Source organism: Streptomyces sp. NBC_00045, from assembly GCF_045041095.1.
In the GTDB taxonomy this organism is placed as follows: domain Bacteria; phylum Actinomycetota; class Actinomycetes; order Streptomycetales; family Streptomycetaceae; genus Streptomyces.
The window spans coordinates 6,994,708-7,020,075 of record NZ_CP108271.1; the positions used below are offsets into that span (position 1 = coordinate 6,994,708).

19 protein-coding genes are annotated in these 25,368 nt (G+C 73.5%); 14 read left to right on the forward strand and 5 right to left on the reverse strand.

The genetic code is table 11. The features are described 5' to 3' along the window. Nucleotides 1-24: 24 nt before the first annotated feature. A complete protein-coding gene (locus OHA65_RS32375) occupies nt 25-2,496 on the reverse strand; it encodes a SpoIIE family protein phosphatase (RefSeq protein ID WP_327279686.1) in 2,472 nt (823 codons plus the stop codon). A 308-nt stretch (nt 2,497-2,804) separates the two neighbouring features. Between OHA65_RS32375 and OHA65_RS32380 the strand changes: the two genes are divergently transcribed. The 14 genes from OHA65_RS32380 (at nt 2,805) to OHA65_RS32445 (ending at nt 20,081) form a co-directional block, all read left to right on the forward strand. Continuing rightward, entirely contained in the window at nt 2,805-3,299 is a 495-nt protein-coding gene (locus OHA65_RS32380) for a DUF402 domain-containing protein (protein ID WP_327279687.1), read from the forward strand. 11 nt (nt 3,300-3,310) lie between these two features. Next, the gene (locus tag OHA65_RS32385; RefSeq protein WP_327279688.1) at nt 3,311-6,217 is read left to right on the forward strand and encodes an FAD-linked oxidase C-terminal domain-containing protein; all 2,907 of its coding nucleotides are present in this window, start codon (nt 3,311-3,313) and stop codon (nt 6,215-6,217) included. A gap of 13 nt (nt 6,218-6,230) precedes the next feature. Further along, the gene (locus OHA65_RS32390; protein WP_405762992.1) at nt 6,231-7,403 is read left to right on the forward strand and encodes an MFS transporter; all 1,173 of its coding nucleotides are present in this window, start codon (nt 6,231-6,233) and stop codon (nt 7,401-7,403) included. A 303-nt stretch (nt 7,404-7,706) separates the two neighbouring features. Then, the gene (locus tag OHA65_RS32395; RefSeq protein WP_405762994.1) at nt 7,707-8,423 is read left to right on the forward strand and encodes a phosphoribosylaminoimidazolesuccinocarboxamide synthase; all 717 of its coding nucleotides are present in this window, start codon (nt 7,707-7,709) and stop codon (nt 8,421-8,423) included. Beyond that, complete coding sequence (locus tag OHA65_RS32400; protein ID WP_405762996.1) at nt 8,416-9,105, forward strand: SDR family oxidoreductase; 690 nt, start codon at nt 8,416-8,418, stop codon at nt 9,103-9,105. The genes OHA65_RS32395 and OHA65_RS32400 overlap by 8 nt, the downstream gene beginning before the upstream one ends. A 39-nt stretch (nt 9,106-9,144) precedes the next feature. After that, on the forward strand, nt 9,145-9,582 hold the full coding sequence (locus OHA65_RS32405; RefSeq protein WP_327279692.1) for a hypothetical protein: 438 nt from the start codon (nt 9,145-9,147) through the stop codon (nt 9,580-9,582). After that, nucleotides 9,579-10,775, forward strand: a complete 1,197-nt coding sequence (locus OHA65_RS32410) for an MFS transporter (RefSeq protein ID WP_329315247.1) — start codon at nt 9,579-9,581, stop codon at nt 10,773-10,775. Before OHA65_RS32405 ends, OHA65_RS32410 begins: the two co-directional genes overlap by 4 nt. After that, the gene (locus OHA65_RS32415) at nt 10,772-11,605 is read left to right on the forward strand and encodes an HAD family hydrolase (protein WP_327279694.1); all 834 of its coding nucleotides are present in this window, start codon (nt 10,772-10,774) and stop codon (nt 11,603-11,605) included. The genes OHA65_RS32410 and OHA65_RS32415 overlap by 4 nt, the downstream gene beginning before the upstream one ends. Nucleotides 11,606-11,627: 22 nt before the next feature. Further along, nucleotides 11,628-13,592 (forward strand): prolyl oligopeptidase family serine peptidase, encoded by a 1,965-nt coding sequence (locus OHA65_RS32420; protein ID WP_405762998.1) that lies wholly within the window; start codon nt 11,628-11,630, stop codon nt 13,590-13,592. 157 nt (nt 13,593-13,749) lie between these two features. Further along, the gene (locus tag OHA65_RS32425; protein WP_327279696.1) at nt 13,750-14,721 is read left to right on the forward strand and encodes a phosphoribosylaminoimidazolesuccinocarboxamide synthase; all 972 of its coding nucleotides are present in this window, start codon (nt 13,750-13,752) and stop codon (nt 14,719-14,721) included. A 26-nt stretch (nt 14,722-14,747) separates the two neighbouring features. Then, nucleotides 14,748-15,776 (forward strand): beta-ribofuranosylaminobenzene 5'-phosphate synthase family protein, encoded by a 1,029-nt coding sequence (locus OHA65_RS32430; protein ID WP_327279697.1) that lies wholly within the window; start codon nt 14,748-14,750, stop codon nt 15,774-15,776. Between the two features lie 17 nt (nt 15,777-15,793). Then, a complete protein-coding gene (gene purB / locus OHA65_RS32435; protein ID WP_328764411.1) occupies nt 15,794-17,218 on the forward strand; it encodes an adenylosuccinate lyase in 1,425 nt (474 codons plus the stop codon). A gap of 65 nt (nt 17,219-17,283) precedes the next feature. Then, nucleotides 17,284-18,933, forward strand: a complete 1,650-nt coding sequence (locus OHA65_RS32440) for an FAD-dependent oxidoreductase (RefSeq protein WP_405762999.1) — start codon at nt 17,284-17,286, stop codon at nt 18,931-18,933. Further along, nucleotides 18,930-20,081, forward strand: coding sequence for an FAD-dependent oxidoreductase (locus OHA65_RS32445; protein WP_329315251.1), 1,152 nt, complete (start codon nt 18,930-18,932; stop codon nt 20,079-20,081). Before OHA65_RS32440 ends, OHA65_RS32445 begins: the two co-directional genes overlap by 4 nt. Before the next feature lie 100 nt (nt 20,082-20,181). On the opposite strand, the gene OHA65_RS32450 is transcribed toward OHA65_RS32445, so the two are convergent. From OHA65_RS32450 to OHA65_RS32465, 4 genes are all read right to left on the reverse strand, one after another. After that, nucleotides 20,182-21,351 (reverse strand): amidohydrolase family protein, encoded by a 1,170-nt coding sequence (locus OHA65_RS32450; RefSeq protein WP_327279701.1) that lies wholly within the window; start codon nt 21,349-21,351, stop codon nt 20,182-20,184. 42 nt (nt 21,352-21,393) lie between these two features. Further along, nucleotides 21,394-22,779: an LLM class flavin-dependent oxidoreductase gene (locus tag OHA65_RS32455; RefSeq protein ID WP_327279702.1), complete on the reverse strand. Its 1,386-nt coding sequence runs from the start codon at nt 22,777-22,779 to the stop codon at nt 21,394-21,396. A gap of 4 nt (nt 22,780-22,783) precedes the next feature. After that, the gene (locus tag OHA65_RS32460) at nt 22,784-23,845 is read right to left on the reverse strand and encodes an LLM class flavin-dependent oxidoreductase (RefSeq protein ID WP_327279703.1); all 1,062 of its coding nucleotides are present in this window, start codon (nt 23,843-23,845) and stop codon (nt 22,784-22,786) included. A 231-nt stretch (nt 23,846-24,076) separates the two neighbouring features. Next, nucleotides 24,077-25,231 (reverse strand): transposase domain-containing protein, encoded by a 1,155-nt coding sequence (locus OHA65_RS32465; RefSeq protein WP_328764414.1) that lies wholly within the window; start codon nt 25,229-25,231, stop codon nt 24,077-24,079. Nucleotides 25,232-25,368 lie beyond the last annotated feature (137 nt).

Genomic DNA, 25,368 nt, shown 5'->3' on the forward strand with positions numbered 1-25,368 from the left:
CGGGCGGCCGTCAGCCGTCAGCCGTCAGACACGGGCCGCGGCGGCGTCCGCCGCCTCCAGGAACCCCTCGGGGAAGGGCTGTTCGGCCCAGATCGTCTTGCCCCGGGCGTGGTAGCGGGTGCCCCAGAGCTGGGCGAGCTGGGCGACCATGAACAGCCCGCGCCCTCCCTCGTCGGTCTCCTCCGCGCGCCGTACGTGCGGGGAGGTGCTGCTACCGTCCGAGACCTCGCAGATCAGCTCGCGGTCGCGGATCATCCGCAGCTGGATGGGCTCGCTTCCGTAGCGGATCGCGTTGGTGACCAGTTCGCTGACCACCAGTTCCGTGGTGAACTCCAGCTCCTCCAGTCCCCATGCGGCCAGCTGCCGCGTCGCCAGCCTCCGGGCGCGCCCCACGACCTCGGGCTCGGCCGGCAGGTCCCACGTGACGTGGTGCCCGGCCGCCAGCTCGTGCAGGCGCACCATCAGCACGGCCACGTCGTTCTGCGGCAGCACCGGGAGCAGCCGGCCGATCACCGCGTCGCAGGCCTCGTCCAGCCCGTTCCCCGGCGTGCGCCCGACTCCGGTCGGCGGGGCGAGCGCGACGCCCGACAGTGCCTCCGGGAGCCGTTCGAGGCCGAGGTCCACGTCCCGGTCGGGCGCTGCGACCAGGCCGTGGGTGTACAGCACCAGTACGTCTCCGTCGTCCAGCGTCAACTCGACGCTCTCGAAGGGCGATCCGCCGAGACCGAGGGGAGGTCCGGTGGGCAGCGCCACGATGGCGGGCACCCCGCCCACCGGCGCGAGGACAGGCGCCGGATGGCCCGCGCAGGCCACGGTGCACTGCCGCGAGATCGGGTCGAAGACGGCGTACACGCAGGTCGTCCCGGCCGCCCCGCCCGGGCGCGGCCCGCCGTCCCCGTCCTGGCCGTGCTCGTCCACGAACCGGTGGATCTGGTCGTCCATGTACGAGAGCAGCTCGTCGGGGGAGAGGTCGAGGTCCGCGAGGGTGCGCACCGCGGTCCGCAGCCGGCCCATGGTCACCGCGGCGTTCAGGCCGTGCCCCCGTGCGTCGCCCACCACCAGCGCCACCCGCGCGCCCGACAGCGGGATCACGTCGTACCAGGCCCCGCCCAGCTCCGCCTGGCCGTGCGCGGGCAGGTAGCGCGTCACCGCCTCCAACGCGCCCAGCACGGGCAGCCGTTGGGGCAGCAGGCTGCGCCGCAGGGCCAGGGCCGCCGTCCGCTCCCGCGTGTATCGGCTCGCGTTGTCGATGCAGACCGCCGCGCGCGCCGCGAGCTCCTCGGCCAGCAGGACGTCGTCCGGCTCGAAACCGTGGGCGCGCTCGTACCGTACGAAGACCGCGGCGCCGAGCGCCGCCCCGCGCGCGGACATGGGAACCAGCAGCCACGAGTGGACCCCGTACGCGCGGACCAGCTCGGCCTGCCTGGGGTCGACCGGGGCGACCTCCGCGATCAGTTCCTCGCCGCTCAGCAGTTGCGGTTCGCCGCCGGCCGTGGCCCGGGTGAACAGGGAGCCCGGTCCGGAGGCGAAGGGGTCGGTGTCACCCGTCGCGACGGCGGGCTCCGCCGGTCCGCCGGGGACGGCGGACGTCGCCGCGCGCAGCAGCGCCACGGCCTCGCCCACGGGCCCGGCGACCGGCTCCTCGCCGCTGAACACCGGGGCGAGCAGGTTGACGTAGGCGTGGTCGGCGAACTCCGGCACCGCCACGGCGACGAGCTCCCGCGCGGTGTGCAGCACGTCCAGCGTGGTACCGATGCGCGTGCTCGCGTCATTGACCAGCGCCAACCGTTCGCGGGCCCGGACCCGTTCGGTCACGTCGGTCACGGCGTGCGCCAGCGCGATCAGCTCGCCGGAGCTGCTCCGCAGCGGGAGGATGCTCTCGGACCAGACGTGCTGCCGGTCGGAGTCACCGCGCAGCAGGCCGCGCACCTCGGTGTGGACGAGGGCCTCGCCGGTCTCCAGCACATGGCGCTGGCGCGCCTCCAGGGCCGCCATGTCCAGCAGGTCGGGCGGCGCCACCTCGGACATGGTGCGCCCGACGAACTCCTCGTTCGCGAAGCCCGCACCGCGCCGCAGGGCGTCGTTCTGCGCGATGAACCGCAGCTGCGTGTCGAAGACGTCGATGAGGAAAGGGGACTCGGTGAACAACCCCCTGATCAGGGCCTCGCTGAGCTCGCGCCGCCGGTTGGCGTCGGTGTCGGTGGCCTGGATCAGCCACTGTCGGTCACCGGCCGTGGACACCATGGGCCGCGCATGCAGAGCCACCTCCACCCCGCGCCCGCTGCGGTGCCGCAGGACCGTGTGCCCGGTGTCCGAGCGCGCGAGCAGGAGATCGGCCCCGCGCCGCCCGTGCACCTCCCGTGCCGTATAGCCGAGCAGCCGCTCCGCCCCGGGGCCCCAGCCGATCACCACGCCGCGCGCGTCGAGCAGGGCGTACGTCTCGTCGCCCGGTTCCGCGGGCCCGCCGGAGGCATCGTGGAACACCGGGTCCTGCATCACTGCGCCCCACTTCCGGATCTGCGGAACGGCTCTCTGCGTACTGGTGCAATTATCGCTCTGCGTCACCGCATGTGCAGCCGGGCGGTCCCCGGCCGGGGGCCGCGCCGCCCGTTCCCGACCCGCCCCGCATACGGCGGGGGCATCGTTTCGGCCAGAACGCAGGGCCCCCGATCCCCGGGGAGGCGCCAGTGGCGCGCTCTTCCGCCGAGTCCCGGGCTGGCCGGAATGATGATCGTCATCGGATGCCCGTTTCGATACGATCACCGGGCGACACACGTGCGGGACCGAGGACTGGGGCGAGTGGGATGCGGGAACTGACGGACGTGGTGCTGACCAAGGCCGGCCGGGTCAAGATCCGGTACCAGGCGGGCGTGCTGGCCGACGACGGTTCACAGATCTCCGTGACCGCGCCGTGGTCGGCGCCCAAGGTGCGGGACTTCGGGTTCGTGCGCTTCGAGCCGGGCGACGTGTTCGTCGAGCACTACTGGCGCGACCGCTGGTACGCCGTCAAGGAGGTCCGCGACGGCGCCGGGGTGCTCAAGGGCTGGTACTGCGACGTCACCCGCCCCGCAGTGGTCCGGCAGCCGGCCGAGGGGCCCGCCGAGATCGTGGTCGAGGACCTCGACCTCGACCTGTGGGTGTCGGCGGACGGCAGCGAGGTGCTGCGCCTCGACGAGGACGAGTTCGAGGCGAGCGGGATCGCCGAGAGCGACCCGGAGGCCGCCCGACAGGCGGTCGCGGCCCTGGACGAACTGGAGCGGCTCGCCAAGAACGGTGCGCTGCCCGGTCTGCCGGCCTGACCGGGGCACCCGTGGCGGCGACTTCCCCCGACCCCGGGGGACCTGACGCGGCGGCCGTGGCGCGGGCGCTCACGGAGGCGGACTGCGGGGAGGTGTCCGGGGATCCGGGCCGCCGCGCACAGTACTCCGCCGACGCATCCAACTACCGGCAGATCCCGCTGGCCGTGGTCTTCCCCCGGGAGCGGGCGCACGTCCTCAACGCGCTGGCGGTGTGCCGGGAGCTGGGGGTGTCCGTCACCGCGCGGGGCGCGGGGACCAGCACCTCCGGCCAGGCGGTCGGCGCGGGCGTCGTGCTGGACTTCTCCCGCTCCTTCAACCGGCTCCTCGGCCTGGACCCCCAGGCCCGTACCGCCACCGTCCAGCCCGGCATCGTGCTGGACGACCTCCAGGACGCGGCGGCCGGACACGGCCTGCTCTTCGGCGCCGATCCCTCCACCCACAGCCGCTGCACCCTCGGCGGCATGATCGGGAACAACGCCTGCGGCACCCACTCCCTCGCGTGGGGCCGCACCTCGGACAACGTGGTCGAGTTGGAGGTCGTCACCTACCGCGGGACCGTCGTCCGGCTGGGTGAGATGAGCCGCGAGGAGATCGACCGGGCCGTAGCGGTCGGCGACGACCGGGCCGGCCTCATCGGAGCCCTGGCCGCCCTCGCCGGGGACAACCTCGCCACGCTGCGCACCGAGTTCGGCCGGTTCCCCCGCCAGGTGTCCGGGTACGCGCTGGAACACCTGCTGCCCGAGCGCCGGTTCAACCTCGCCCGGGCGTTCGTGGGCAGCGAGGGCACCCTGGCGCTGGTGCTGTCCGCCACCGTCCGGCTGATCGAGCCGCCGCCCGCGCGGACCCTGGTGGTCCTCGGCTTCGAGGACGCGTACGCGGCGGCGGAGGCCGTGGTCCCGCTGCTCGGGCACGAACTCCTCGCCCTGGAGGGCCTCGACCAGGCCCTGACCGACGTGGTGACCCGGCCCGAGACCCGCGCCGCCATCGATACCCTGCCGGCCGGGCACGCCTGGCTCTTCGCGGAACTGGGCGCAGAACCATCCGAGTTGGCCGAACGTGCCGAGGATCTCCTGGCGACCGCGGGGAAGGCGACCGGTTTCACCGGCGGCCGGGTCGTCGCCGATCCGGCCGACGCCCGCCGGCTGTGGCGCATCCGGGAGGACGGCGCCGGGCTGGCCACCCGCCGGGCCGACGGGTCGGAGGCCTGGCCCGGTTGGGAGGACTCGGCGGTCCCGCCCGAGCGGCTCGGCTCCTATCTGCGGGAGTTCGGGGCCCTGATGGAGAGCCACGGCCTCACGGGCGCCCTCTACGGGCACTTCGGCGAAGGCTGCCTGCACGTACGGATCGACTTCGACTTCACCAGCGAGGAAGGGACCGCCGTCTTCCGGGCCTTCGGCGCGGAGCTCGCCCGGTTGATCGCCGGGCACGGCGGCTCGCTGTCGGGGGAGCACGGCGACGGCAAGGCCCGTTCCGAATTCCTGCCCCTCATGTACTCCCCGGAGGCCATCGACCTGTTCGAGCGGTTCAAGGACGTCTGGGACCCCGACAACGGCCTCAACCCGGGCATCATCGTCCGGCCCTCGCCGGTCGACGGGCACCTGCGCATCAGCCCGCACCGCCCCCCGCTCCCGCTGGCCACGACCTTCGCCTACCACGCCGACGACGGGGACTTCGCGAAGGCCACCCGCCGGTGCGTCGGCGTCGGCAAGTGCCGCGCCTCCGCCGACCACGGCACGGGTGTCATGTGCCCCAGCTTCCGGGTCACCGGGGACGAGAAGGACTCCACCCGGGGACGCGCCCGGGTGCTGTACGAGATGACCCAGGGCGAGGTCATCACGGACGGCTGGCGGTCCACCGAGGTGCGGGACGTCCTCGACCTGTGCCTGTCCTGCAAGGGGTGCAGCACCGACTGCCCCGTCGGCGTCGACGTGGCCACGTACAAGTCGGAGTTCCTGCACCACCACTACAAGGGGCGGATCCGCCCCGCCTCGCACTACACCATGGGCTGGCTGCCCCTGCTGTCCCGGGCCGCCTCCCGGGCCCCGGGCCTGGCCAACGCCGTCCTGGGCTCCCGGCTGGCCCCGCTCGTCAAACGGCTCGGCGGGATCGCCGGGCAACGCACCCTGCCGCGGTTCGCGGACCGGACCTTCCTCTCCTGGTTCCGGGGGCGCGTACCCGGCGGCGACGGACACCGCGGGCCGGTGATGCTGTGGGTGGACTCGTTCAACAACCACTTCTCGCCGGAGGTCCTCCAGGCCGCGGTGGTCGTGCTGGAGGACGCCGGGTTCACCGTCCGGGTGCCCGACGGCACCCAGTGCTGCGGCCTCACCTGGATCACCACTGGACAACTGGGGGTCGCCCGGCGGATCGCCCGGCGGACCACCGCCGCGCTCGCCCCCGCCGTGCGGGCGGGCATGCCCGTCGTCGGCCTGGAACCCAGCTGCACCGCCGCCCTCCGCTCCGACCTGCCCGAACTGCTCGGCCGGGACGAGGACGCGAAGGCACTGGCCGCAGCCACCCTCACCCTCGCGGAACTGCTGATGCAGCGGGCCGCCGACTGGGAGCCCCCCGAGATCGGGGCCGAGTCCATCAGCCAGACGCACTGCCACCAGCACGCCACCTCCGGCTTCGGCGCCGACGCCGCGCTGCTGCGCCGGATGGGCGTGGACAACACGGTCGTCGGCTCCGGCTGCTGCGGGCTGGCCGGCAACTTCGGTTTCGAGCGCGGCCATTACGAGATCTCCGTGGCCGTCGGCGAACAGGGACTGCTGCCCGCCGTACGGTCCGCGGACCCGGACACCCGCGTCCTGGCCGACGGATTCAGCTGCCGCACCCAGATCGCCCAGCAGACCGACCGCCGGGGCACCCACCTCGCCCAACTCATCGCCGAGGCCCTGCCGCCGGCTCCGGCACCCTGAAGAAGGACCGCGCATGCCCTACTTACACATACTTCGGCGCCCGTCGGTGTTCCGGCTGCTCACCGGCAGCTGGGTGGGCCGGCTACCGTCCGCGATGGCCGCCCTCGCCGTACCTCTCGCACTGCGGGACGCCGGGGCGCCGTACGGCTTCGTCGGTCTGGCGGCGGGCACCTTCGCCCTCTCCGCCGCAGTGGGCGCCCCGCTCGTGGGCCGGCTGGTGGACCGGCGCGGCCAGACCCTGGTCCTGCTGGTCACGGCGCTGCTCGCGGCGGCCGGGTTCATAGCCGTGGCCGTGGCCCCCGACCAGCGGGCACTGGTGATCCTGGGCGCCGCCGTGGCCGGAGCGGCGACGCCCCCGCTGGAGCCCTGCCTGCGTGCGATGTGGCCGGATCTCGTCCCCTCCGACGATCTGGAGTCCGCCTACGCCCTGGACTCCAGCGCCCAGGAGCTCGTCTTCGTCGCCGGCCCCCTGGTGGTGGCCGGGACGGTGGCGGTGGCCTCGCCCGCCACCGTGCTCTGGGCCCAGGCCGTCCTCGGTGTCGCCGGCGTGCTGGTGGTCGCCACCTCCGGCCCGTCCCGTCGGTGGCGCACCGCCGCCCGGTCCACCGACTGGCTCGGCCCGCTCCGGGAACGCGGACTGGTCCTGCTGCTCGTCTGCCTGGCCGGCGTCGGCTTCGCCATCGGCACCCTCAACATCCTGGTCGTCCACTACGCGGAACTGCGCTCGTTCCCCGGCGGCGCCCCCGGACTGCTGGCGCTGCACGCCGCCGGCTCACTGATCGGCGTACTCGTCTACGGGGCCCGGAAGTGGACGGCTCCGCTGCCGAAGCGGGCGCTGGTCCTGGCCCTGTGCCTGCTGGCCGGCTACGCCCTGCTGATCACGCTGCCCCCGGCCGTGCTGATGGGCCCGCTGCTGGTGATGACCGGCCTGTTCCTGGCGCCGCTGCTGGCCACCACCTTCATGCTGGTGGGCGAGCTGGCCCCGGCCGGCACCACCACCGAGGCCTTCGCCTGGCTGATCACCCTGTTCGCCTCGGGCACCTCCCTGGGCTCCGCGATCACCGGCTGGGTGCTCCAGGGCACCGGCGAGCACTGGGGCGCCGCCTGCGGGGCGCTCGGCGTCTCGGTCACCGTGCTGCTCCTGTTCGCGGGGCGCCGCAAGCTGCGCCTCGCCGTCGCCGTATGAAACGTCGAATTCCCGCCAGTGCACGGCCTGTTGAATAACCCTGCTCACGCCCGACAGGACTGTTGACGATCACTCAACGGCCCGACTAGGGTGCAATTCAGTGAGGCTCGGCCCCCCGTGCGGGGCGCAGCCATTCTCTTTCGTTCACGTGCAACGCGAGCGAGTCCCTCCCTCGGCCAGGCGTGCTGTCCCGTCTGTCACGCGGCCCGGAGTCGAACGTTTCAATACGGCCTGCCCTGCGTACGGGGCTGCCGTCTTTCCCTTCCTATGGGTTCGCCGGACGAACCAGAATGGATTTGAGGCGTGCATTCCGATGTGATGGATCTGATGTCCAAGGCCCCCGACGTCTCGGGACGCAGCAAGAACGTGTGGCTCGTCGACGAGGACACCTGCCTGGTCGAACTGATCCCCTCGCTGAGCAGCTTCACGTACGACCGCAACGAACTGATCGACGGCACGGGTGAGTTGCGGCTCGACTTCTACGAGCACGTCTCGGGCCTGCTGGCCGCCGAGGGCGTGCACACGGTCTTCCGCGAGCGCACCGGACCGCTCACGTACCTGGCCGACTACCGGCCGTCCACGCCGTTCGAGGTCATCGTCAAGAACCGGGCCACCGGCTCGACCATCCGCAAGTACCCCGGGCTGTTCACCGAGGGGCAGGTGCTCGACCGCCCGGTGGTCAAGTTCGACTACCGGACCGACCCCGAGGACCAGCCGATCGGCGAGGACTACCTACGGCTGCTCGGCCTCGACGTGGACGCGTACCGGGCCGCCGCACAGCACTGCAACACGGTGCTGCGCGCTCTCCTGGAGCCCCTGGAACTCTGGGACTTCTGCCTGATCATCGCGCCCGACGCGGAGCGCGGACTGGTCATCAACTCGGAGATATCGCCCGACTGCATGCGGCTGCGCTCCGCCGCGGGAGAGTGCTACGACAAGGACCTGTTCCGCCAGGGCGTCTCGGGCGACGAGATCGTCAAGCGGTGGACCGAGCTGATGCGGCTCATCACCCGTGGCTGAGCGGCGGGCACTGGTGACGGGCTCGAACCGGGGGACCGGTCGGGCCATCCGCGAACGCCTGACGGCCGACGGGTTCGCCGTCCGCTGCCTCAACCGGACTTCCTGTGCGGACCACCGTGACCCGGTCACGGCCGATCTCGGCGACGGGCAGGCCGCGTTCGAAGCCGCCCGCACGGTCCTGGCCGACGTGCCCGCGCTGGACCTGCTGGTCCTGAACGCGGTGACGCGGGGCCTGGGCCGCGTCGACGAGCTCGACCCGCAGGTGTGGGACGAGGCGTTGGCGGTGAACCTCACCGCCAACGTCCGCGTCGTCCAGGCGGCGCTGCCCGCCCTGCGGGAGGCCGGCGGGCACATCGTCCTGATGGGTTCGCACGCCGGGGACCGGCCCTTCGAGGGCGGCATGGCGTACTGCGCGACCAAGGCGGCGCTGAAATCGGTGGCCGAAGTGCTGCTGATGGAAGAACGCCCGAACGGTGTGCGGACCACCCTGCTCAATCCCGGTGCCATCCGCAATTTCGACGACGACTTCTCCGAACTCAAGATGAGCGTGGAGTCGGTGGCCTCGGTGGTGTCCTGGGTGGTCGCCGCCCCCGCCGACACCGTCCTCGGCGAGGTCGAACTGCGGCCGGCGCGGCTCGGCACCCCGCCCGCCGTCGGCTTCGAGCGGCTCCAGCATGTGTGAGTGATCCAGTTCCCCTTATGACCTGACGGGAGCGTTGTGATGGCGCCACGAACCTTCATCACGGAATGGGACGCGGAATCCGGAGTACTGGAAGCCGTGCGGACCCCCACCGGGGACCCCGCGGACGGCCAGTCCCCACCGACCGGACCGGCCGGGGAAACCCCCATCGGCTTCCGGGCGGTGGCCTCGGTGGGCTTCGCCCCCGACGGCGGAGTCTGCGCGGTGAACGTCCCGGACATCCCGGAACGCGTCGCCCCGGCCATTCGCACCGCCCGCGACGCGGAGACCGTGGGCAACGCCTGGCTCGACAGCGGCTGGCTGTGGATACCGCTCAGCGGTGACCCGGCCCAGCAGCACCGCTCGGGCCTGGCAGAGATCGAACTGAGGCTCCGCAGCGAGGCCGTGACGGGCCTTTCGCTGCGGTTCCTCGACGAAGTTTCCGACCGGCAATTCCCCGACCAGGAGAACAGCACGTGAGCTACGCGGCCCTGCTGCGCCGGCCGTCCGTTCCGCACGCCCTCGGCGGCGCGCTGATCGGACGGCTGCCCACCGCCATGACGGCCCTCGCCATGACCCTCACCCTGCGCGCCCACGACGCCGACTTCCGTTTCGTCGGCCTGGCCACGGCGGTCCTCGCCGTGGCGGGGGCCGTCGGGGGACCGGTGCTCGGCCGCATGGTGGACCGCTGGGGACAGACGTACGTCCTGCTCGCCAGCGCCGTGCTGTCCTGCTGCGGCATCCTGCTGATAGCCCTCGCGCCGTCCTCCCGTACTGCGGTGCTCACCGGCGCGGTCCTGGCCGGGGCGGCCACCCCGCCCCTGGAGCCCTGCCTACGCGCCCTGTGGCCGGTCCTCGTGGGCCAGGACAACCTCCAGCGCGCCTACTCCATGGACGCCGCCGCCCAGGAACTCGTCTTCATCGGCGGCCCCCTGCTCGTCTCCGCCACCGTGGCCCTCGGCCCGCCGGAGGCCGCCGTGGTGTTCTCCGCGGCCCTCTGCCTCGGCGGAACCCTCGTCATGGCCACCTCGCGCCCCTCCCGGCAATGGCGGGGGAGCCCCGGCACCCGCGACTGGCTCGGCCCGCTGCGCAGCCGCGCGCTGGTCCTGCTCTTCCTCGGGCTGGCCGGAGCGGGGGCGGCCATCGGCGGCCTCAACATCGGCGCCGTGGCCTACGCCGAACGCCATCCGCTGCCCGGCGGGGCCGGCACCCTGCTCGCGCTGTCCGCGTGCGGGGCGCTCGTCGGCGCCGTGGTCTACGGTCGCAGCCGGTGGAACCTGGCCCCGACCGCCCAGGCGGTGCTCTTCGGCGCCGGTCTGACCGTCACCTACCTGCTGGTCGCCCTCATGGCCCCGCCCGCCGTCATGGCCCTGGTCTGCCTGTCCACCGGCTTCTTCCTGTCCCCGCTGCTGGTGGTGTCCTTCACCCTCGTGGACGCCCTGGCCCCCGAAGGCACCGTCACCGAAGCCTTCGCCTGGTTGATCACCCTGCTCACGACCGGCACCGCCCTCGGCTCGGCCCTCGCCGGACTGGTCCTGGAATACATCGGCCCGGGCACCGCGACCGCCTCGACCGGGCTCTGCGCCCTGCTCGGGGTCGGCTTCCTGCTGCTGTGCCACATGCTGCCCGAGACCGCGGCCCGGCGGACCACCACCGCGTCGGCGGCCGGGTGACCCCGGCACCGGGCGGCGGTCCCCGGCCCCGGCTGCTCGCCTGCGACCTCGACGGAACCCTGCTGGACTCCCGCGGTCGGCTCACCGAACCGGTCTCCGCCGCCCTGTTCCGGGCCCGGGACGCCGGACTGGCCCTCGCCGTCATCACCGCCCGGCCCGGCCGTGACGTGCCCGCCGCGGTGACCGGCCGGATACCGGACTCGGCGTACTGGGCGTACAGCAACGGGGCGGTGATCCACGCGCCCGGCGAGGCCGGACCGCGCCGGGTCCTCGGCTTCGCCCCCGACCGGGTCCCGCAGCTCCTCGAAGCCGTCCGCGCAGCCTCGCCCCACTGGTCCTGCGCGCTGGACCTGATGGACCGCACGGTCATCCTCGACCCCTTCCCGCGCGCCGCCGCCACCCACTGGACGAACGTCAGCCACTGTTGCGGCGCGGACCGGCTCGACCTGCCCGGCCCGGTCCCCAAGCTGCTCGTCCACACCGGAACCGGCTGCGGCCCGGCCGTCGTCGCCGAGGTCCAGCGCGCGGTGGGCGCGACCGCGACCGCCACCGCCTCGGGCGGCGGGTTCGTCGAGCTCGTCCCGCCCGGCACCGGCAAGGCCGAGGCCCTGCGCTGGCTCTGCGTCGAACTCGGCGTGGACCCGGCCGAGGCGGTGGCCGTCGGGGACGGGCTCAACGACCTTTCCATGCTGCACCTGGCCGGACTGGGAGCCGCCCCCGCGAACGCGCCCGAGGAGGTCCGGCGCGCAGCCGGCCTCGTCCTGCCCTCGAACGACGAGGACGCGGTCGGCGCGCTGATCGGCCTGCTGCTCGCCGACCGCCGCCCGTAGCCCACCGAGGAGTGAGAACACCGTGTCCGACGCCCGGAACCAGGCACCCTACGGAAGCTGGCGGTCGGCGCTGGCCGCCCACGACGTGGCCCGCGGGGCCGCCCTGCCCGAGTGGCTGGACTTCGTCGGCGACGAGGTGTGGTGGACCGAGCCGCTGGCCCACGACGGCGGCCGCAGCGCACTCGTGCGGCGCGGACCGGACGGCACGCCGGAGGAGGTGCTGCCGGGCGGCCGGGACGTGCGCAGCCGGTTCAACGAGTACGGGGCCCGGCCCTGGCTGCCGGTCTCCGGCCTGCCCGGCGACGGCATCGTCTTCAGCGACGGTGCCGACCAGCGGGTCCACCGGTGGCGGCCCGGCGCCCCGCCCGCGCCGCTCAGCCCGCCCGCCGGCCCCGGAGCGGTCCACCGCTACGGGGACTTCGCGGTCCGCGGCACCGAGCTGTGGTGCGTACGGGAGACCCTGCCGGGGACCGGCGCCGAGGAAGCCCCCGACGTCCGGCGCGAGCTCGTGGCCCTGCCGCTGGACGGCACCGCCGCCGAGGACCCGGGGGCGGTCCGGGTGCTGGCCGCGGGCCACCGGTTCCTGACCGGCCCGCGCATCGCGCCCGGCGGGGACCGGGTCGCCTGGCTGGGCTGGGACCACCCGGACATGCCCTGGGACCGTACGGACCTGATGGTCGCCGAGATCTCCCCCGGGGGTCTGCTCGGGCCCGCCGTACGGGTCGCGGGCGGCCCGGGCCGGTCCGTCGCCCAGGCGGAATGGTCCGCCGACGGCACCGGACGGCTGTTCGCCGTCACCGACCCCGACGGTTGGTGGAACCCGTACGAGATCGACCGGAACGGCGGCTCCCGACCCCTGCGCGCCGAGCCGCAGGAGTACGCCGAAGCGCTCTGGCGCGTCGGCTCCCGCTGGTTCCTGCCGCTGTACGACGGCACCCTCGCCGTGCTGCGCGGCACCGGCGGCCGCCGCCCCGCGCTCCTGGCCCCCGACGGCGAGCTGACCGTACTCGATCCGGACGGGCCGTACACCGAGTGGCACTCGCCCGCGACCGACGGGCGGCGGATCGCCGCCGTCGCGGCCGGCCCTGCACACCGGCCCACGGTGGTACTGCTGGACCCCCGCGCTCCCGGCGGCCGGGTGGAGGTCCTGCGGCCCCCCTCCCGAGAGCACGCCGAGCTGTGGCCCGCCCCCTTCCGGCGGGCCTACCACGGCCCCGACGGCGAGGAGGTGCACGCCCACGTCTACCCGCCCCACCACCCCGGCCACCGGGGCCCCGACGGCGAACTCCCGCCCTACGTGGTGCTGGTGCACGGAGGCCCCACCAACCGCACCCACATGACCCCGCATCCGCACATCGCCTTCTTCACCAGCCGGGGCATCGGCGTCCTCGACGTCCAGTACGGCGGCTCCACCGGCCACGGGCGGGCGTACCGGGACCGGCTGCGCGGCGGCTGGGGCGTGGTGGACGTACGGGACTGCGCCACGGCCGCCCGCGGACTGGTGGCCGAAGGGCTCGCCGACCCGCAGCGCCTCGCGATACGGGGCGCGAGCGCGGGCGGCTGGACCGCCGCCGCCTCGCTGATCGCCGAACCGGAGCTGTACCGGGCCGCGGCCATCCACTTTCCGGTGCTGGACGCGGACACCTGGCAGCGCACCACGCACGACTTCGAATCCCGCTACGCCGAGACGCTGATCGGCCCCTGGCCGCAGCACCGGGACGCATACACCCGCCGCTCCCCGGTGCACGGCGCAGCCGGCATCCGGGCCCCGTTCGCGCTCTTCCAGGGGTCCCGGGACGCGATCTGCCCGCCGAGCCAGGCCGAACGGCTGCTGGAGCGGCTGGCGGGCTCGGACGTGGAGCACACGTACGAGGTGTTCGAGGGGGAGGGGCACGGTTTCCGCGGCGCGGAGACGGTGGCGCGGACCCTGCGGACCGAACTGGAGCTGTACGGGCGGGTGTTCGGGTTCACTCCCGACCCCGGGTGAGGTGACCGACCCCCCGGGTGACGTCTCCGGGTGGCCGCCGCGCCGGGGCCGGGGCGTCCGGGTGTCACATCCGGACCGCCTCGATCGTCTTCAACTCCGGGTGAACACCGCGCCGCCGTGGGCCCCGCCCGGGCGCACTCCAGGAAGAGAAGAGCCGATGAAGCGTTGGTCCACCAAGGATCTGTACACACTGACACCACCCCGCGACGGTCGGCCCGGCGACGGCATCCTGACCTTCACGGACCGCTACTCCGTCTACGACTTCGGCGTCATGCCGGACGAGATCCCCGGCAAGGGCAAGGCGTCCTGCGCCATGGCCGTCCGGTCCTTCGGCCTCATGCACGAGGCCGGGATCGGCACGCACTTCGTGGAGCAGGTCTCCGACAACGCCATCCGGATCAAGCTCCTCGACATCGACTTCGAGGGCACCAGGCCCCGGACCGGCCCCGGCGGGATGATCCCGCTCCAGGTCGTCTACCGCAACGCCCTGGCCCGGGAGTCCTCGGTGCACCGCCGGGTCGCGGCGGGCCGCCTCGACCCGGCCCTGGTGCCGGACCGGCAGGAGCCCGGTTCCCCGTGGCTGGCCGAGGTCATGGTCGAGTTCACCACCAAGTTCGAGGAGACCGACCGCTTCGTCACCCGCGAAGAGGCCGCGGCCGTCGGCCGGATCACGCTTGAGGACATCGCCCGGATCGAGAAGCTCACCGGGCAGCTCGCCCCGGTGCTCACCGCACACTGCACGGCCGTCGGGCTGGAACTCGTGGACGGCAAGGCCGAGTACGGCTTCGACGCGGACGGCGAGCCGATCGTGATCGACCACGCGGGCACCCCTGACGAGAACCGCTTCTACTACGACGGCGTACCGGTCTGCAAGGAACTCCTGCGCTGCCTGCACCCCGGCCTGCGCGAGCGCGTCCAGCAGCACATCGAGGACGGCCTGCCCCGCGACCGGTGGCCGCGCCCGGAGCCGCTGGGCGCTGCCGCGGTGGCCGCGACCTCCGAGGTGTACGCCGCGCTGACCGCGCTGTGGACCGGCCCGGACGCCGCCGCGCGGGCCCGCCTGTCCGCCGCCGTCCAGGAGTTCGCCGAGGTCACCGGTGCCGCCCTGGGCGACCGCACCGGGCTCTGACCGACCACCGACGAGGAGATATCGCCGTGGCGATTCAACCGCCCATCGAACCCGGGACGGCCGTACGGGTGTCCGCCCCGGCCCGTCTGAGCTTCACCCTGATCAGCCTCGACGCCACGTCGATGCGCCGCAACGGCATCGCAGCGATGGCCGTGGACCGGCCGGGACTCACCGCCGAGGTGCGGCCCGCCGCCGACGGGGTCACCGAGGTGACCGGCACCGCCGAGGAGACCACCCGCGAGGTGGCCCGCGCCGTCGAGACCCTGCGCAAGCTGTGGGACGGGCCGCCGGCCCGGGTGACCGTCACCCGGCCGCTGCCCCAGCACAGCGGCTTCGGCTCGAAGACCAACACCCTGCTCGCCGTCGGTCACGCGTACGGACGGCTCTGCGGCCAGGACACCGACCTGCGCGAACTCGCACGCACCCTGGGCCGCGGCCGCACCTCCGGGGCCAGCACGGGCCTCGCCGAGCTCGGCGGATTCCTAGTGGACGGCGGGCACCGCAACCCGCCGGAGTTCACCGAGGCGCCGCACACCTACCTGCGGCCCAGCCGGTTCGCCCAAGACGTCGCCCCGCCCCGGCCGGTGGTCCGGCTCGACTTCCCCGACTGGCCGATCCTCGTCCTGCTCACCCAGGGCCGCCACCTCGGCGGCCAGGAGGAACTCGACTGGTTCCAGCGGGTCACGCCGATCCCGCCGCAGGAGTCCTGGCGCACCTCGCACCTGGTCTTCATGGGCCTGGCCCCGGCCGTGCTGGAGCAGGACTACGAGGCGTTCTGCGCCGCCGTCAACGAGATCACCTTCACCGGCCACTTCAAGCAGGCGCAGATCGCCTTCCAGGGCGAGGCCGTGACCAGCGTCCTGGAGGCCGGGCGCGCGGCGCCCGCCGTGGACGCGATCGCGCTCAGCGTGACCGGCCCGGCCTGCTTCGCCTTCACCCGGAGGACCGACGAGGCCACCGTCTGGGCCGAGGACCTCCGCCGCCGCGGCCTGATCAGCGACTTCTGGTTCACCAAGGCCAACAACAACGGAATCAGCACCACGTGTCTGTCCTGAGCTTCGGAAAGAGTGCGATGAACGCGAACATCCCCGACGTCCTTGCCACCCGCTACGCCTCCCCGGAGATGACGGGCCTGTGGTCGCACGAGCACAAGATCGTGCTCGAACGCCGGCTGTGGCTGGCCGTGCTGACCGCCCAGCGCGACCTCGGCATCGACGTCCCCGAGCAGGTGGTACCCGACTACGAACGGGTCCTGGACACCATCGACCTGGACTCCATCGACCGGCGGGAGCAGGTCACCCGGCACGACGTCAAGGCCCGCATCGAGGAGTTCAACGCCCTGGCCGGCCACGAGCACGTCCACAAGGGCATGACCTCCCGCGACCTGACCGAGAACGTCGAGCAGCTCCAGGTGCGCGACAGCCTGGTCCTGGTCCGCGACCGCTGCGTGGCCCTGCTCGCCCGCCTCGCCGGGCTGGCCGAGCGGCACTCCGGCCAGGTCATGGCCGGCCGTTCGCACAACGTGGCCGCCCAGAGCACCACCCTCGGCAAGCGCTTCGCGACCGTGGCGGAGGAGGTGCTGGTGGCCTTCCGGCGGCTGGAGGAGCTCATCGGCCGCTATCCGATGCGAGGCATCAAGGGACCGATGGGCACCGCCCAGGACATGCTCGACCTGCTCGGCGGCGACCGCGCCCGGCTCGCCGAGCTGGAGGACCGGATCGCCGCCCACCTCGGCTTCGCCCACCGCTTCACCAGCGTGGGTCAGGTCTACCCGCGCTCCCTCGACTACGAGGTGCTGAGCCTGCTGGTCCAGCTGGCCGCGGGCCCGTCCTCGCTGGCCCGCTCGATCCGCCTGATGGCCGGCGACGAACTGGTCAGCGAAGGCTTCGCCGAGGGCCAGGTCGGCTCCTCCGCCATGCCGCACAAGATGAACTCCCGCTCCTGCGAGCGGATCAACGGGCTGATGATCGTCCTGCGCGGCTTCGCGTCGATGGCCGCCGAGCTCTCCGGCGACCAGTGGAACGAGGGCGACGTGTCCTGCTCCGTGGTCCGCCGGGTCGCGCTGCCCGATGCGTTCTTCGCCCTGGACGGGATGCTGGAGACCCTGCTGACCGTCCTGGACGAGTTCGAGGTCTTCCCGTCGGTGATCGAGGCCGAGCTGGAGCGTTACCTGCCCTTCCTGGCCACCACCAAGATGCTGATGGCCGCCGTCCGCCTCGGCATCGGCCGCGAGGCCGCCCACGAGGTGATCAAGGAGCACGCGGTCGGATCCGCCCTCGCCATGCGGGCCGACGGCGCCGACAACCTGCTGCTGGACCGCCTCGCCGCCGACGAGCGCTTCCCGCTCGACCGTGCCCAACTGGACGAACTCCTCACGGACCGGATCGGGTTCACCGGAGCGGCGGCGGACCAGGTCACGGCGCTGGTGGCCGAGATCGGCCGGATCACGGACCGGCACCCCGACGCGGTCCACTACAAGCCCGGCCGGCTGCTCTGAGCGCATCCGCGCGCACCCCGTCGTCCGTGGAAGACCGAGGAACAGAGGAAGAGGAACACGCTTCCGTGCCAGACACCGATATCGACCCTGATCCCACCCCCGATGCCGACGGCGGCATCGACACCATAGTGATCGGCTCCGGCGGGGCCGGACTGCTCGCGGCCTGCCGGGCCGCCGACGGCGGACGACGCGTCCTCGTCCTCGAACGCACCCCCGTACTGGGCGGCACCACCGCCGTGTCGGGGGGCATGGTCTGGGTGCCGAACAGCTCCGTCATGCGCGAGCACGGCATGCCCGACTCCGCCGAGGACGCCCTGCGCTACCTCGAACTCGTCACCGAAGGAGCCGTCGAGAGGTGGCGGTTGGAGCAGTACGTCGCCACCGCTCCCGAGATGGTGGACTACCTGCACGCCAAGACCCCGGTCCGCTTCTTCCCCATCGACCGGCCCGACTACCACTCGGACTGGCCGGGCGCCCGGGACGTCGGCCGCACCCTGGACAACGTGCCCTTCCCGACCGCCGACCGCCCCGGCCTGGTCGAGCGGATCCGGCGCGGCGCGCACTTCGACGCCGTCACCTACGACGAGCGCCACCGCTGGCACTCGCCGGAGCTGTACGACCACGAGCTGGTCGCCCGCCGCAAGGACGAGGGCGTACTGACCGTCGGCGCAGCCCTGGTGGCGGGCCTGGTCGCGGCCTGCGACGAACGCGGCGTACGGTTCGCCACCGGCGTCCGGGTCCGCGAACTGCTCGTCGAGGACGGCCGGGTCACCGGGGTCCGCGGCGAGAGCGCCGACGGACCGGTCGTCTTCCGGGCCCGCGCCGCAGTGGTCCTCGCCAGCGGCGGCTACGAGTGGAACGAGCGGCTCAAGCAGGCCTACCTCGGCGTCGCGGACACCCGCCCGATCAGCCCGCCGTGGAACCACGGCGACGGGTTGCAGATGGCCATGACGGCCGGCGCCGCCCTGGACGGCATGTCCCAGGCGTGGTGGGTGCCCGCGGTGGGCGCCCCGGGAGACGAGTACGACGGGGCCCCGCTGTCCCGGCACCTGGTGGCCGAGCGCTGCCTGCCGGGATCGGTGATCGTCAACCGGCAGGGCCGCAGGTTCGTCAACGAGGCCGTCAACTACAACGACATCACCAAGGCCTTCCTGACCTTCGACCCCACCGCCCACGCGTACCCGAACGCCCCGGCCTGGCTGATCTTCGACGAGGCCTTCCGCAGCCGCTACCCGATCGCGTCCGTCCAGCCCGCCGACCCGGTCCCCGACTGGTTCGTCCGCGGGGACTCGCCCGCCGAACTGGCCCGCCGCCTGGGCGTGGACGAGGCGGGCCTCACCGCCACCCTCGCCGCGTTCAACCGGCACGCGGTGCTCGGCGAGGACCCCGAGTTCGGCCGCGGCGGCACCAGCCACGACCGCTACTACGGCGACGAACGGCACGGCCCCAACCCCTGCCTGGGTCCGCTGGAGCAGGCCCCGTTCTACGCCGTCCCGGTCGGGCCCGGCATGCTCGGCACCAAGGGCGGGGTGGTCACCGACCGCGAAGGCCGGGTCCTGCGCCACGACGACACCCCGGTCCCCGGCCTGTACGCGTGCGGCAACGTCGCGGCCACGCCCATGGGACCGGGCTACCCCGGTTCCGGTGGCACCCTCGGACCGGCACTGGTCGGCGGCTACCTGTGCGGCAGCGGCCTCGCCGAGGCGGACCGGTGAGCGCCGCCGTGCGCGTGGTCGTGGTCGGCGCCGGCTCCATCGGCAGCTGCGTGGCCCTGAACCTGGCCGAACAGGGGGTCTCGGTGGTCCTGGTGGACGGCCAGGACCCCGCCCGCGGGCTCTCCGCCCACGGCTTCGGCTGGGTCAACGCGGTGGACAACGGGTCCGACGCCTACTTCGCGCTCTCCGCCGAGGGCCTGCTCGCCCACGAGCGGCTCGCCGCCCGTACCGGCGGCGAGCCGTGGTTCTTCCGCACCGGCAACCTCCACTGGGCCGACACCGCGGCCGGCGCCGAGCGGCTGGCCGAAACCGCCGCCGGCTACCGCGCCCGCGCCTACCCCGTCGAGGAGTACGAGCCCGGGCGGGCGCTGGCCGAGCTCCAGCCGGGGCTGGCCCTGGACGGCGTACGGGGACCGCTGTACCACTACCCGGCCGACGCCCACGTGATCAGCGACCGCTTCCTCACCGCCGTCCAGGACCGCGGCCGGGCCCACGGCGTGGAGATCCGCACCGGCGATCCGGTCACCGGCCTGATCGGCGACGACCCGGTCCGCGGCGTGGTCCTCGCCTCCGGCGAGCGCATCGGGGCGGACGCGGTCATCAGCTGCGCCGGCCGCGGCACCCGCGACCTGCTGGCCCTCGCCGGGGCCGAGGTCCCTCTGGTGGAGCCCGGGGACCCGGACACCGTCACCATGGGCCTGCTGGTGCGCACCTCCCCGGTGTCCGGAGGCCGGGTGGAACGCATCTTGCACGCACCGGAGTTGAGTGTGCGTCCGCACAGCAGCGGCCGGCTGGTCCTGCACTGCCACGACGTGGACCACGAGCTGGACCCGGCCCACCCGGACCCGGCCGAGCAGGCGCGGCGGGCGGCCGAGCGGGTGCTGGCCCGGCTGGACGCGGTCCTGCCCGGCGCCGGTGCCGGCGTCGGTGTGGAGTCCGCGTACGTCGGCGTCCGGCCCATGCCCGCGGACGGCATGAGCGTCCTCGGCCCGGTCCGCGGGGAGGGATCGCCGTACGTGGTCGTCACGCACAGCGGGCTGACCCTGGCCCCCGTCCTGGGGGAGATCGTCGCCGGTGAGGTGCTCGGGCGGCCTTCCGAACTGGCGGCGGCCTTCCGGCCCGGCCGGTTCACCGCCCGCACGGCCTGAACGACGAAACGAAGGGGGCCCGCCGGTGACTGGCACCGGCGGGCCCCCTTGTTTCCGTCCGCGTCCTCGGGGTCAGTCCGACCCCGAGGCGCGGAACCGCCTACCGCACCAGTGTCGCCGGGCGCGTGGCCCGCGGGGTGTTGCGGCTGGCCAGGAAGCGCAGCACGCCGTCCGTGACGACCGCCGAGATGCCCGGCATGTCACCGATGGACATGGCTTCCAGCGCCGTACCGGCCGCCGAGGCCCGCGGCGCGTCCAGGACGAGCAGATCGGCTTCGGCTCCCACCCGGATCCGCCCGGCCGGCAGCCCCCAGACGTCCGCCACGTTGCCGGTGGCCAGCGCCCACGCCCGCGCCGGGTCCAGCGGGCCCAGCGCGGACAGTTCCACCAGCGTCTTCAGCACGGCCAGCGGGATCACCCCGAAACCGGAGGGGGTGTCCGAGCCCACCACGATCCGCGCCAGGGCGTCCTCTTCCAATGCCCGGCCCACGATCCGCAGGGCCGCCCGCAGGTTGCCCGCCTGGACGAGTTGGAGGGCCATCGTGCTCTCCGCCAGCAGGCGGTCCACATCGGCATCGGGCATCGAGGTCGGCCCGCCGTTGGCGTGCCCGCACACGTTCGGGGCGAGGGCCAGCAGGTCGTCGGCGCGCAGCGAGGCCGAACCGGCGGCGCTGGCACCGCCGGCGTGGCACATCACGACCAGGCCGTGGGCCCGCGCCCAGCGGATCTGCTCGACGCCGTCGACCGCCTTCTCGTACGCGCCGAACCCGAACTTGGCCAGCCACACCCCGCAGCGGGCGAGGTAGGCGAAGTCCTCCTCGGTGAGGGTGGGTTCGAGCAGCACGTTGCCCGCGTGGACCCGCATGCCGCCGGGCCGGTACGCGTCGAAGCTGGCCCGGGCGGCGACGGCGAGCGCCTTGACGCCCTCCCGGTCGCGGGGCCGCCCCGGCACGTGCACCTCGCCCGCCGAGATGGTCCGGGTGATCCCGCCGTGGACGTACCCCTCCAGGTAGTCCACCGCCTTCTGGCGCGGGGAGTAGTCGCCGAACGTGACGTGTCCGTGCGAGTCGATGAGGCCGGGGGCCACCGTGGCCCCGGCCGCGTCCAGGACCCGGTCCGCCGCGGCGACCTGCGCGGCCAGGTCGGCGGCCCGGCCGACCGCGGTGATGACCCCGTCGGCGCACAGCACCGTGTCGGCGTCCTCGATCAGAGGGTGCGCGAGATCGCCGGAGACCAGGGTCCCGGCGCCCACGACGGCCAAAGTGGCCACCAGTTCACCTCTTGCTTTCGTACGGGTTCGGCGGTCGGTTGATCAGTCGGTCGATCGGACGGCTGACGTGGGGGACGGGCGGCGCGGCGGCACCGGTAGCCCGAGGTGCTCCCGCAGGGTGCTCCCGGTGTAGTCCTTGCGGTAGAGCCCGCGCCGCTGGAGGACCGGCACCACCAGTTCGGTGAACGCGGTCACCGAACCGGGCACGTACGCCGGGTAGATGTTGAAGCCGTCGGCGGCGCCGCCCTCGAACCACTCCTGGATCATGTCGGCGACCTCTTCCGGGTTGCCGACCACCGTGTGTGAGAGCTCGGACGGTGCGGCGTGCACCAGGTCCCCGTAGGTGATCCGGCGCGGACCGTCGACGGTCCGCCGGGTCAGCCGGGTGATCTCCGCCAGCCGCAGGGCACCCTCCTCAGACACCGCGGCCAGGGTCTCGGCCGGCACCTCCGCGGCCAGGTCGTTGCCGCGCAGCTCCACCCCGAACACCCGGCTCGCGGAAGACAGGTTGCGCCGGTGGCCCTCGCCGATGCCGCCCTTGCGGACCAGCTCGCCCGGCTCCTCCTCGGGGTCCAGCACCAGGAGCGAGTTGAGCAGGTCGTACAGCTCGACCGCCTCCTCGGTGGTCGGCGCGACGATCGGGGTCAGCCCGGGCAGGATGGTGACCTGGTCCGCCCGGTCGTAGCGGTCGGCCCGCTCCTTGATGTCGGCGTAGTACGCCTGGCGCAGGGCGAAGGTCGGCTGCATGCCGGCGAAGACGATGTCGGCCTCGCGGGCGCTGAGTTCGCGGGACTGGTCCGAGGTGCCGGCGTTGAACAGCACCACCTGCCCCTGCGGCGGCCGGGCCACGTCCAGCGGTCCGTCCACCGAGAAGTAGGTGCCGCGGTGGCCGAGCGGGCGGGGCCCGGATCCGGCGTCGGCGCCGCTGTCCCACAGGTCGCGGACCACCTGGAGGCACTCCTGCGCCCACGCGTAGCGCTTGGCCGTGTCCCAGTGCTCCTCCCGGCCGAAGTTGAACGCGGCCGCCGTGTCGGCGCCGGTGACCAGGTTCCATGCGGCGCGTCCTGCGCTGACGTGGTCCAGGGAGGCCAGCAGCCGGGCGATGGAGTACGGGTCGGAGTAGGTCGGGTTCGCGGTGACCACCACCCCGATCCGGGTGGTGGCGGCGGCCATCGCGGTGGCCGTGGCGAAGGGCTCCAGCCGCGAGATCTGCGCCGGGTTGCTGTACTGCAAGGACGGGTCGCTGGCCAGCCGGTCGCCGAGGAACACGAAGTCGAACTTGGCGCGTTCGGCCTCCGCGGTGACCTCCTGGATGAGGTCGATGTCGTACGCCGCGTCCGCGCGCGCGTCGGGATGGCGCCAGCCCGCGGCGTGCGTGCCGGTGGCCCAGAACATCAGGCCGAGATGGAGCTGTCGCTCGGTGGGCATGTCCTCAATCCCTTTCCGGGCCGGCGGCGAGCCGCTCGGCGAGACGGTTGGCGGGCCGGGTCAGCCCGAAGTGACCGCGCAGCGTGTCGGCGGCGTACGTGGCCGGAAACCGTCCGGCGGCGGTGAGCAGGGGCAGCACCGTGTCGGTGAACTCGTCGATGCGCTCGGCGTTCGCGGTGCCGTCGGGGCCGGGGGGCGGGAAGCGCACGGTGAAACCGTCGACCGCGCCCCGGTCGAACCAGGCGCCGAGCCGTTCGGCGAGCTGCCCGGGGGTGCCGGTCAGCACTGCGCGTGCGGGGTCGGACACCGGAGCGCCGGCCAGGGCGTGCAGCTCGCGGGCGCGTTCCTCGGTGGCGGCGACGAACGGGGTGACCACCCCGAGCCGGGGCCGGCCGCCGGCCTGCGCCGCGGTGAGCGCGGAGTCGGGGTTGCCCACGGCCAGCACGTCGGCATGGGCCGAGACCAGCGGGTCGGAGGCGTCGGCGAGGACCACCGGGTGCCCCTGGGGCGGACGGACCACGTTCAGCGGCCCGCGGACCCGCAGCGTGCCGCGGTGGTCCAGGACGTGCACGCGGCCGCTGTCGATGAACCGGCCGGTGCCCTTCTCGTGGACGAAGGCGCCGTCCTCCCAGGTGTCCCACAGGTTCTGGACGACCGGCACGAATTCGCGGGCCCGGGCCTCGCGGTCGGTGACCGGATCCACCCCCTCGCGACGGTGGTTGGCATCGGCGGCCGCGTCGGGTCCGGTGATCACCCGCCAGCCCGCCCGGCCGTGGCTGATGTGGTCCACCGAAGCCACCATCCGGGCCAGGTTGTACGGCTCGTGGTAGGCCGGCGCGGCGGTCATGACGAGGCCGATCCGGCTGGTGCTGACGGCCAGCAGGGACACCGCGACCAGGGAGGCCGGTGTCCCGGGCCCGGCGGGGCCGGCGGCCGGCCGGTCCCCGAGGACGAGGTGGTGGACCCGGGCGGCCTCGGCCTTCCGGGCGGCGGCCAGCAGGAAGGCGGTGGGGTCCGGAAGACCCGCCTCGGGTAGTTCGTAACCCAGGAGCATTCCCGTGCTCACGTGGTGCCTCCAATGACGGGGGAGAACAGACGGGCAGAGCATCGTGGAGAGGGGGAAACAGTGGAGAGGGGAAACAGTGGAGAGGAAGAAGAGGAGACGCGGCCGCAACGGACATCGCACGGAGGGCGGTGGCGGGGACGCGTGACGGTTCCATGCCGGCCGGAGACAGGACTCCGTCGCGTCGGCAGAACCGGGCAGACCTGCCGGAAGCTAACACGATCTTGGAGGGGCCTACAAGCGGTCTTGTGGTGTCATGCGTACGGTTCCGGCCACGGTGACGAGGCCCTCCGCGGTCGCCGACTCGAAGTCCTGGGCGTCCACGATCAGGCCGTGCACGGCGTGGTGGACCAGCAGCATGGCCCAGATCTCCTGCTCGACCAGATCGGGGCCGCGGGAGCGCAGCAGCTCGATCCCGGACAGCCCGCCGGCGAGGATGTCCTCCACCATGTCGGCCAGCCCCCACCGGCTGCGGTGCGCCTCGATCAGCTGGGCCGCGGCCGCCTCCTCGGGCGCGAGCAGCGTGGTGATCAGCCGTTCCGCGGGACCGGACCAGCCGTCGCGGTCGTACGGGATCACCCGCACCGGAACCGGCGCGGCGGCCGGGGCCTCCGGTTCCGCCAGCCGTGAGAGGTAGCTGCCGTCGGCCAGGACCTCGTCCACCGGCAGCGGCCAGTCCGGGCCGGCCCGCCAGAGCAGGTCCGCCCGCGTGCCGGCGGCCTGCCGCCACAACCCCACCGACAGCGCGTCGAGTTCGGCCAGCAGCAGGGTCCCCTCGCCCAGGGACGGCAGCAGTTCCAGCGCCAGACAGGCGGAACCCAGGGACAGCGGCCCCACGGCCGCGTCGAGGACCGCGTGCGCACCGCAGTGCCCGAGCGCGACCAGCCGCACCTGCGGAACGGTGCCCCGGTCCGCGGTCGCCGCCGTGCCGAACCGGTCCCGGTTGGCGTGGGTGTCGGGCACGCAGAGGGTGAGCGCGTCGAGCGTGACCGGCCGCCGCATCCCGGGCGGCGCCTGCGGAACGGCCCGCGGGGCGACCGTGCGGAACAGCAGCCGCAGCGGGGCCGGTCCCAGCCGCTGCCGGGCCTGGGCGAGAGCCGAGGGCGTGGGCATGCGCCAGCCGCGGGCCCAGCCGTGCTTGCGGGCCAGCCCCCGCATGAGCCTGCGCAGCACCTCCTCGTGGCCGGTCGAGGGGTACAACCACATGGCCAGGGCGTGATAGACCATGGTCCGGGCGGACAGCGTCCGAGCGCGCTGCTCGGTGCGGCTGGCAGCCGCGACCGCCTCGTCCACGAGGGCCGGCGGAAAGGCCCACGTCAGAATGCCGGCCGTAATTCCGTCCGCCGGGCGGGCGGAATCCGCCGTTGCCACATCGCCGGCGCGCACCATTTCGGGGCCTCCTTTGCCGATTGGGTTTGGTGGGGTAGAGGGTGCATATTCTCACGCTCCGCGACGCCCCGTACGCGTTATGCGTTTTCCGGCACCCCGGTAAAGAAATTCAAAAAGAAGGGTGAGTTCCATCAAAC

Coding starts and splice junctions, on each gene's coding strand:
- OHA65_RS32405 (WP_327279692.1), top strand. CDS start 9,145: ATGGCGCCACGAACCTTCATCACGGAATGGGACGCGGAATCCGGAGTA.
- OHA65_RS32380 (WP_327279687.1), top strand. CDS start 2,805: ATGCGGGAACTGACGGACGTGGTGCTGACCAAGGCCGGCCGGGTCAAG.
- purB (WP_328764411.1), top strand. CDS start 15,794: ATGAACGCGAACATCCCCGACGTCCTTGCCACCCGCTACGCCTCCCCG.
- OHA65_RS32455 (WP_327279702.1), bottom strand. CDS start 22,779: ATGCCCACCGAGCGACAGCTCCATCTCGGCCTGATGTTCTGGGCCACC.
- OHA65_RS32425 (WP_327279696.1), top strand. CDS start 13,750: ATGAAGCGTTGGTCCACCAAGGATCTGTACACACTGACACCACCCCGC.
- OHA65_RS32465 (WP_328764414.1), bottom strand. CDS start 25,231: ATGGTGCGCGCCGGCGATGTGGCAACGGCGGATTCCGCCCGCCCGGCG.
- OHA65_RS32375 (WP_327279686.1), bottom strand. CDS start 2,496: ATGCAGGACCCGGTGTTCCACGATGCCTCCGGCGGGCCCGCGGAACCG.
- OHA65_RS32390 (WP_405762992.1), top strand. CDS start 6,231: ATGCCCTACTTACACATACTTCGGCGCCCGTCGGTGTTCCGGCTGCTC.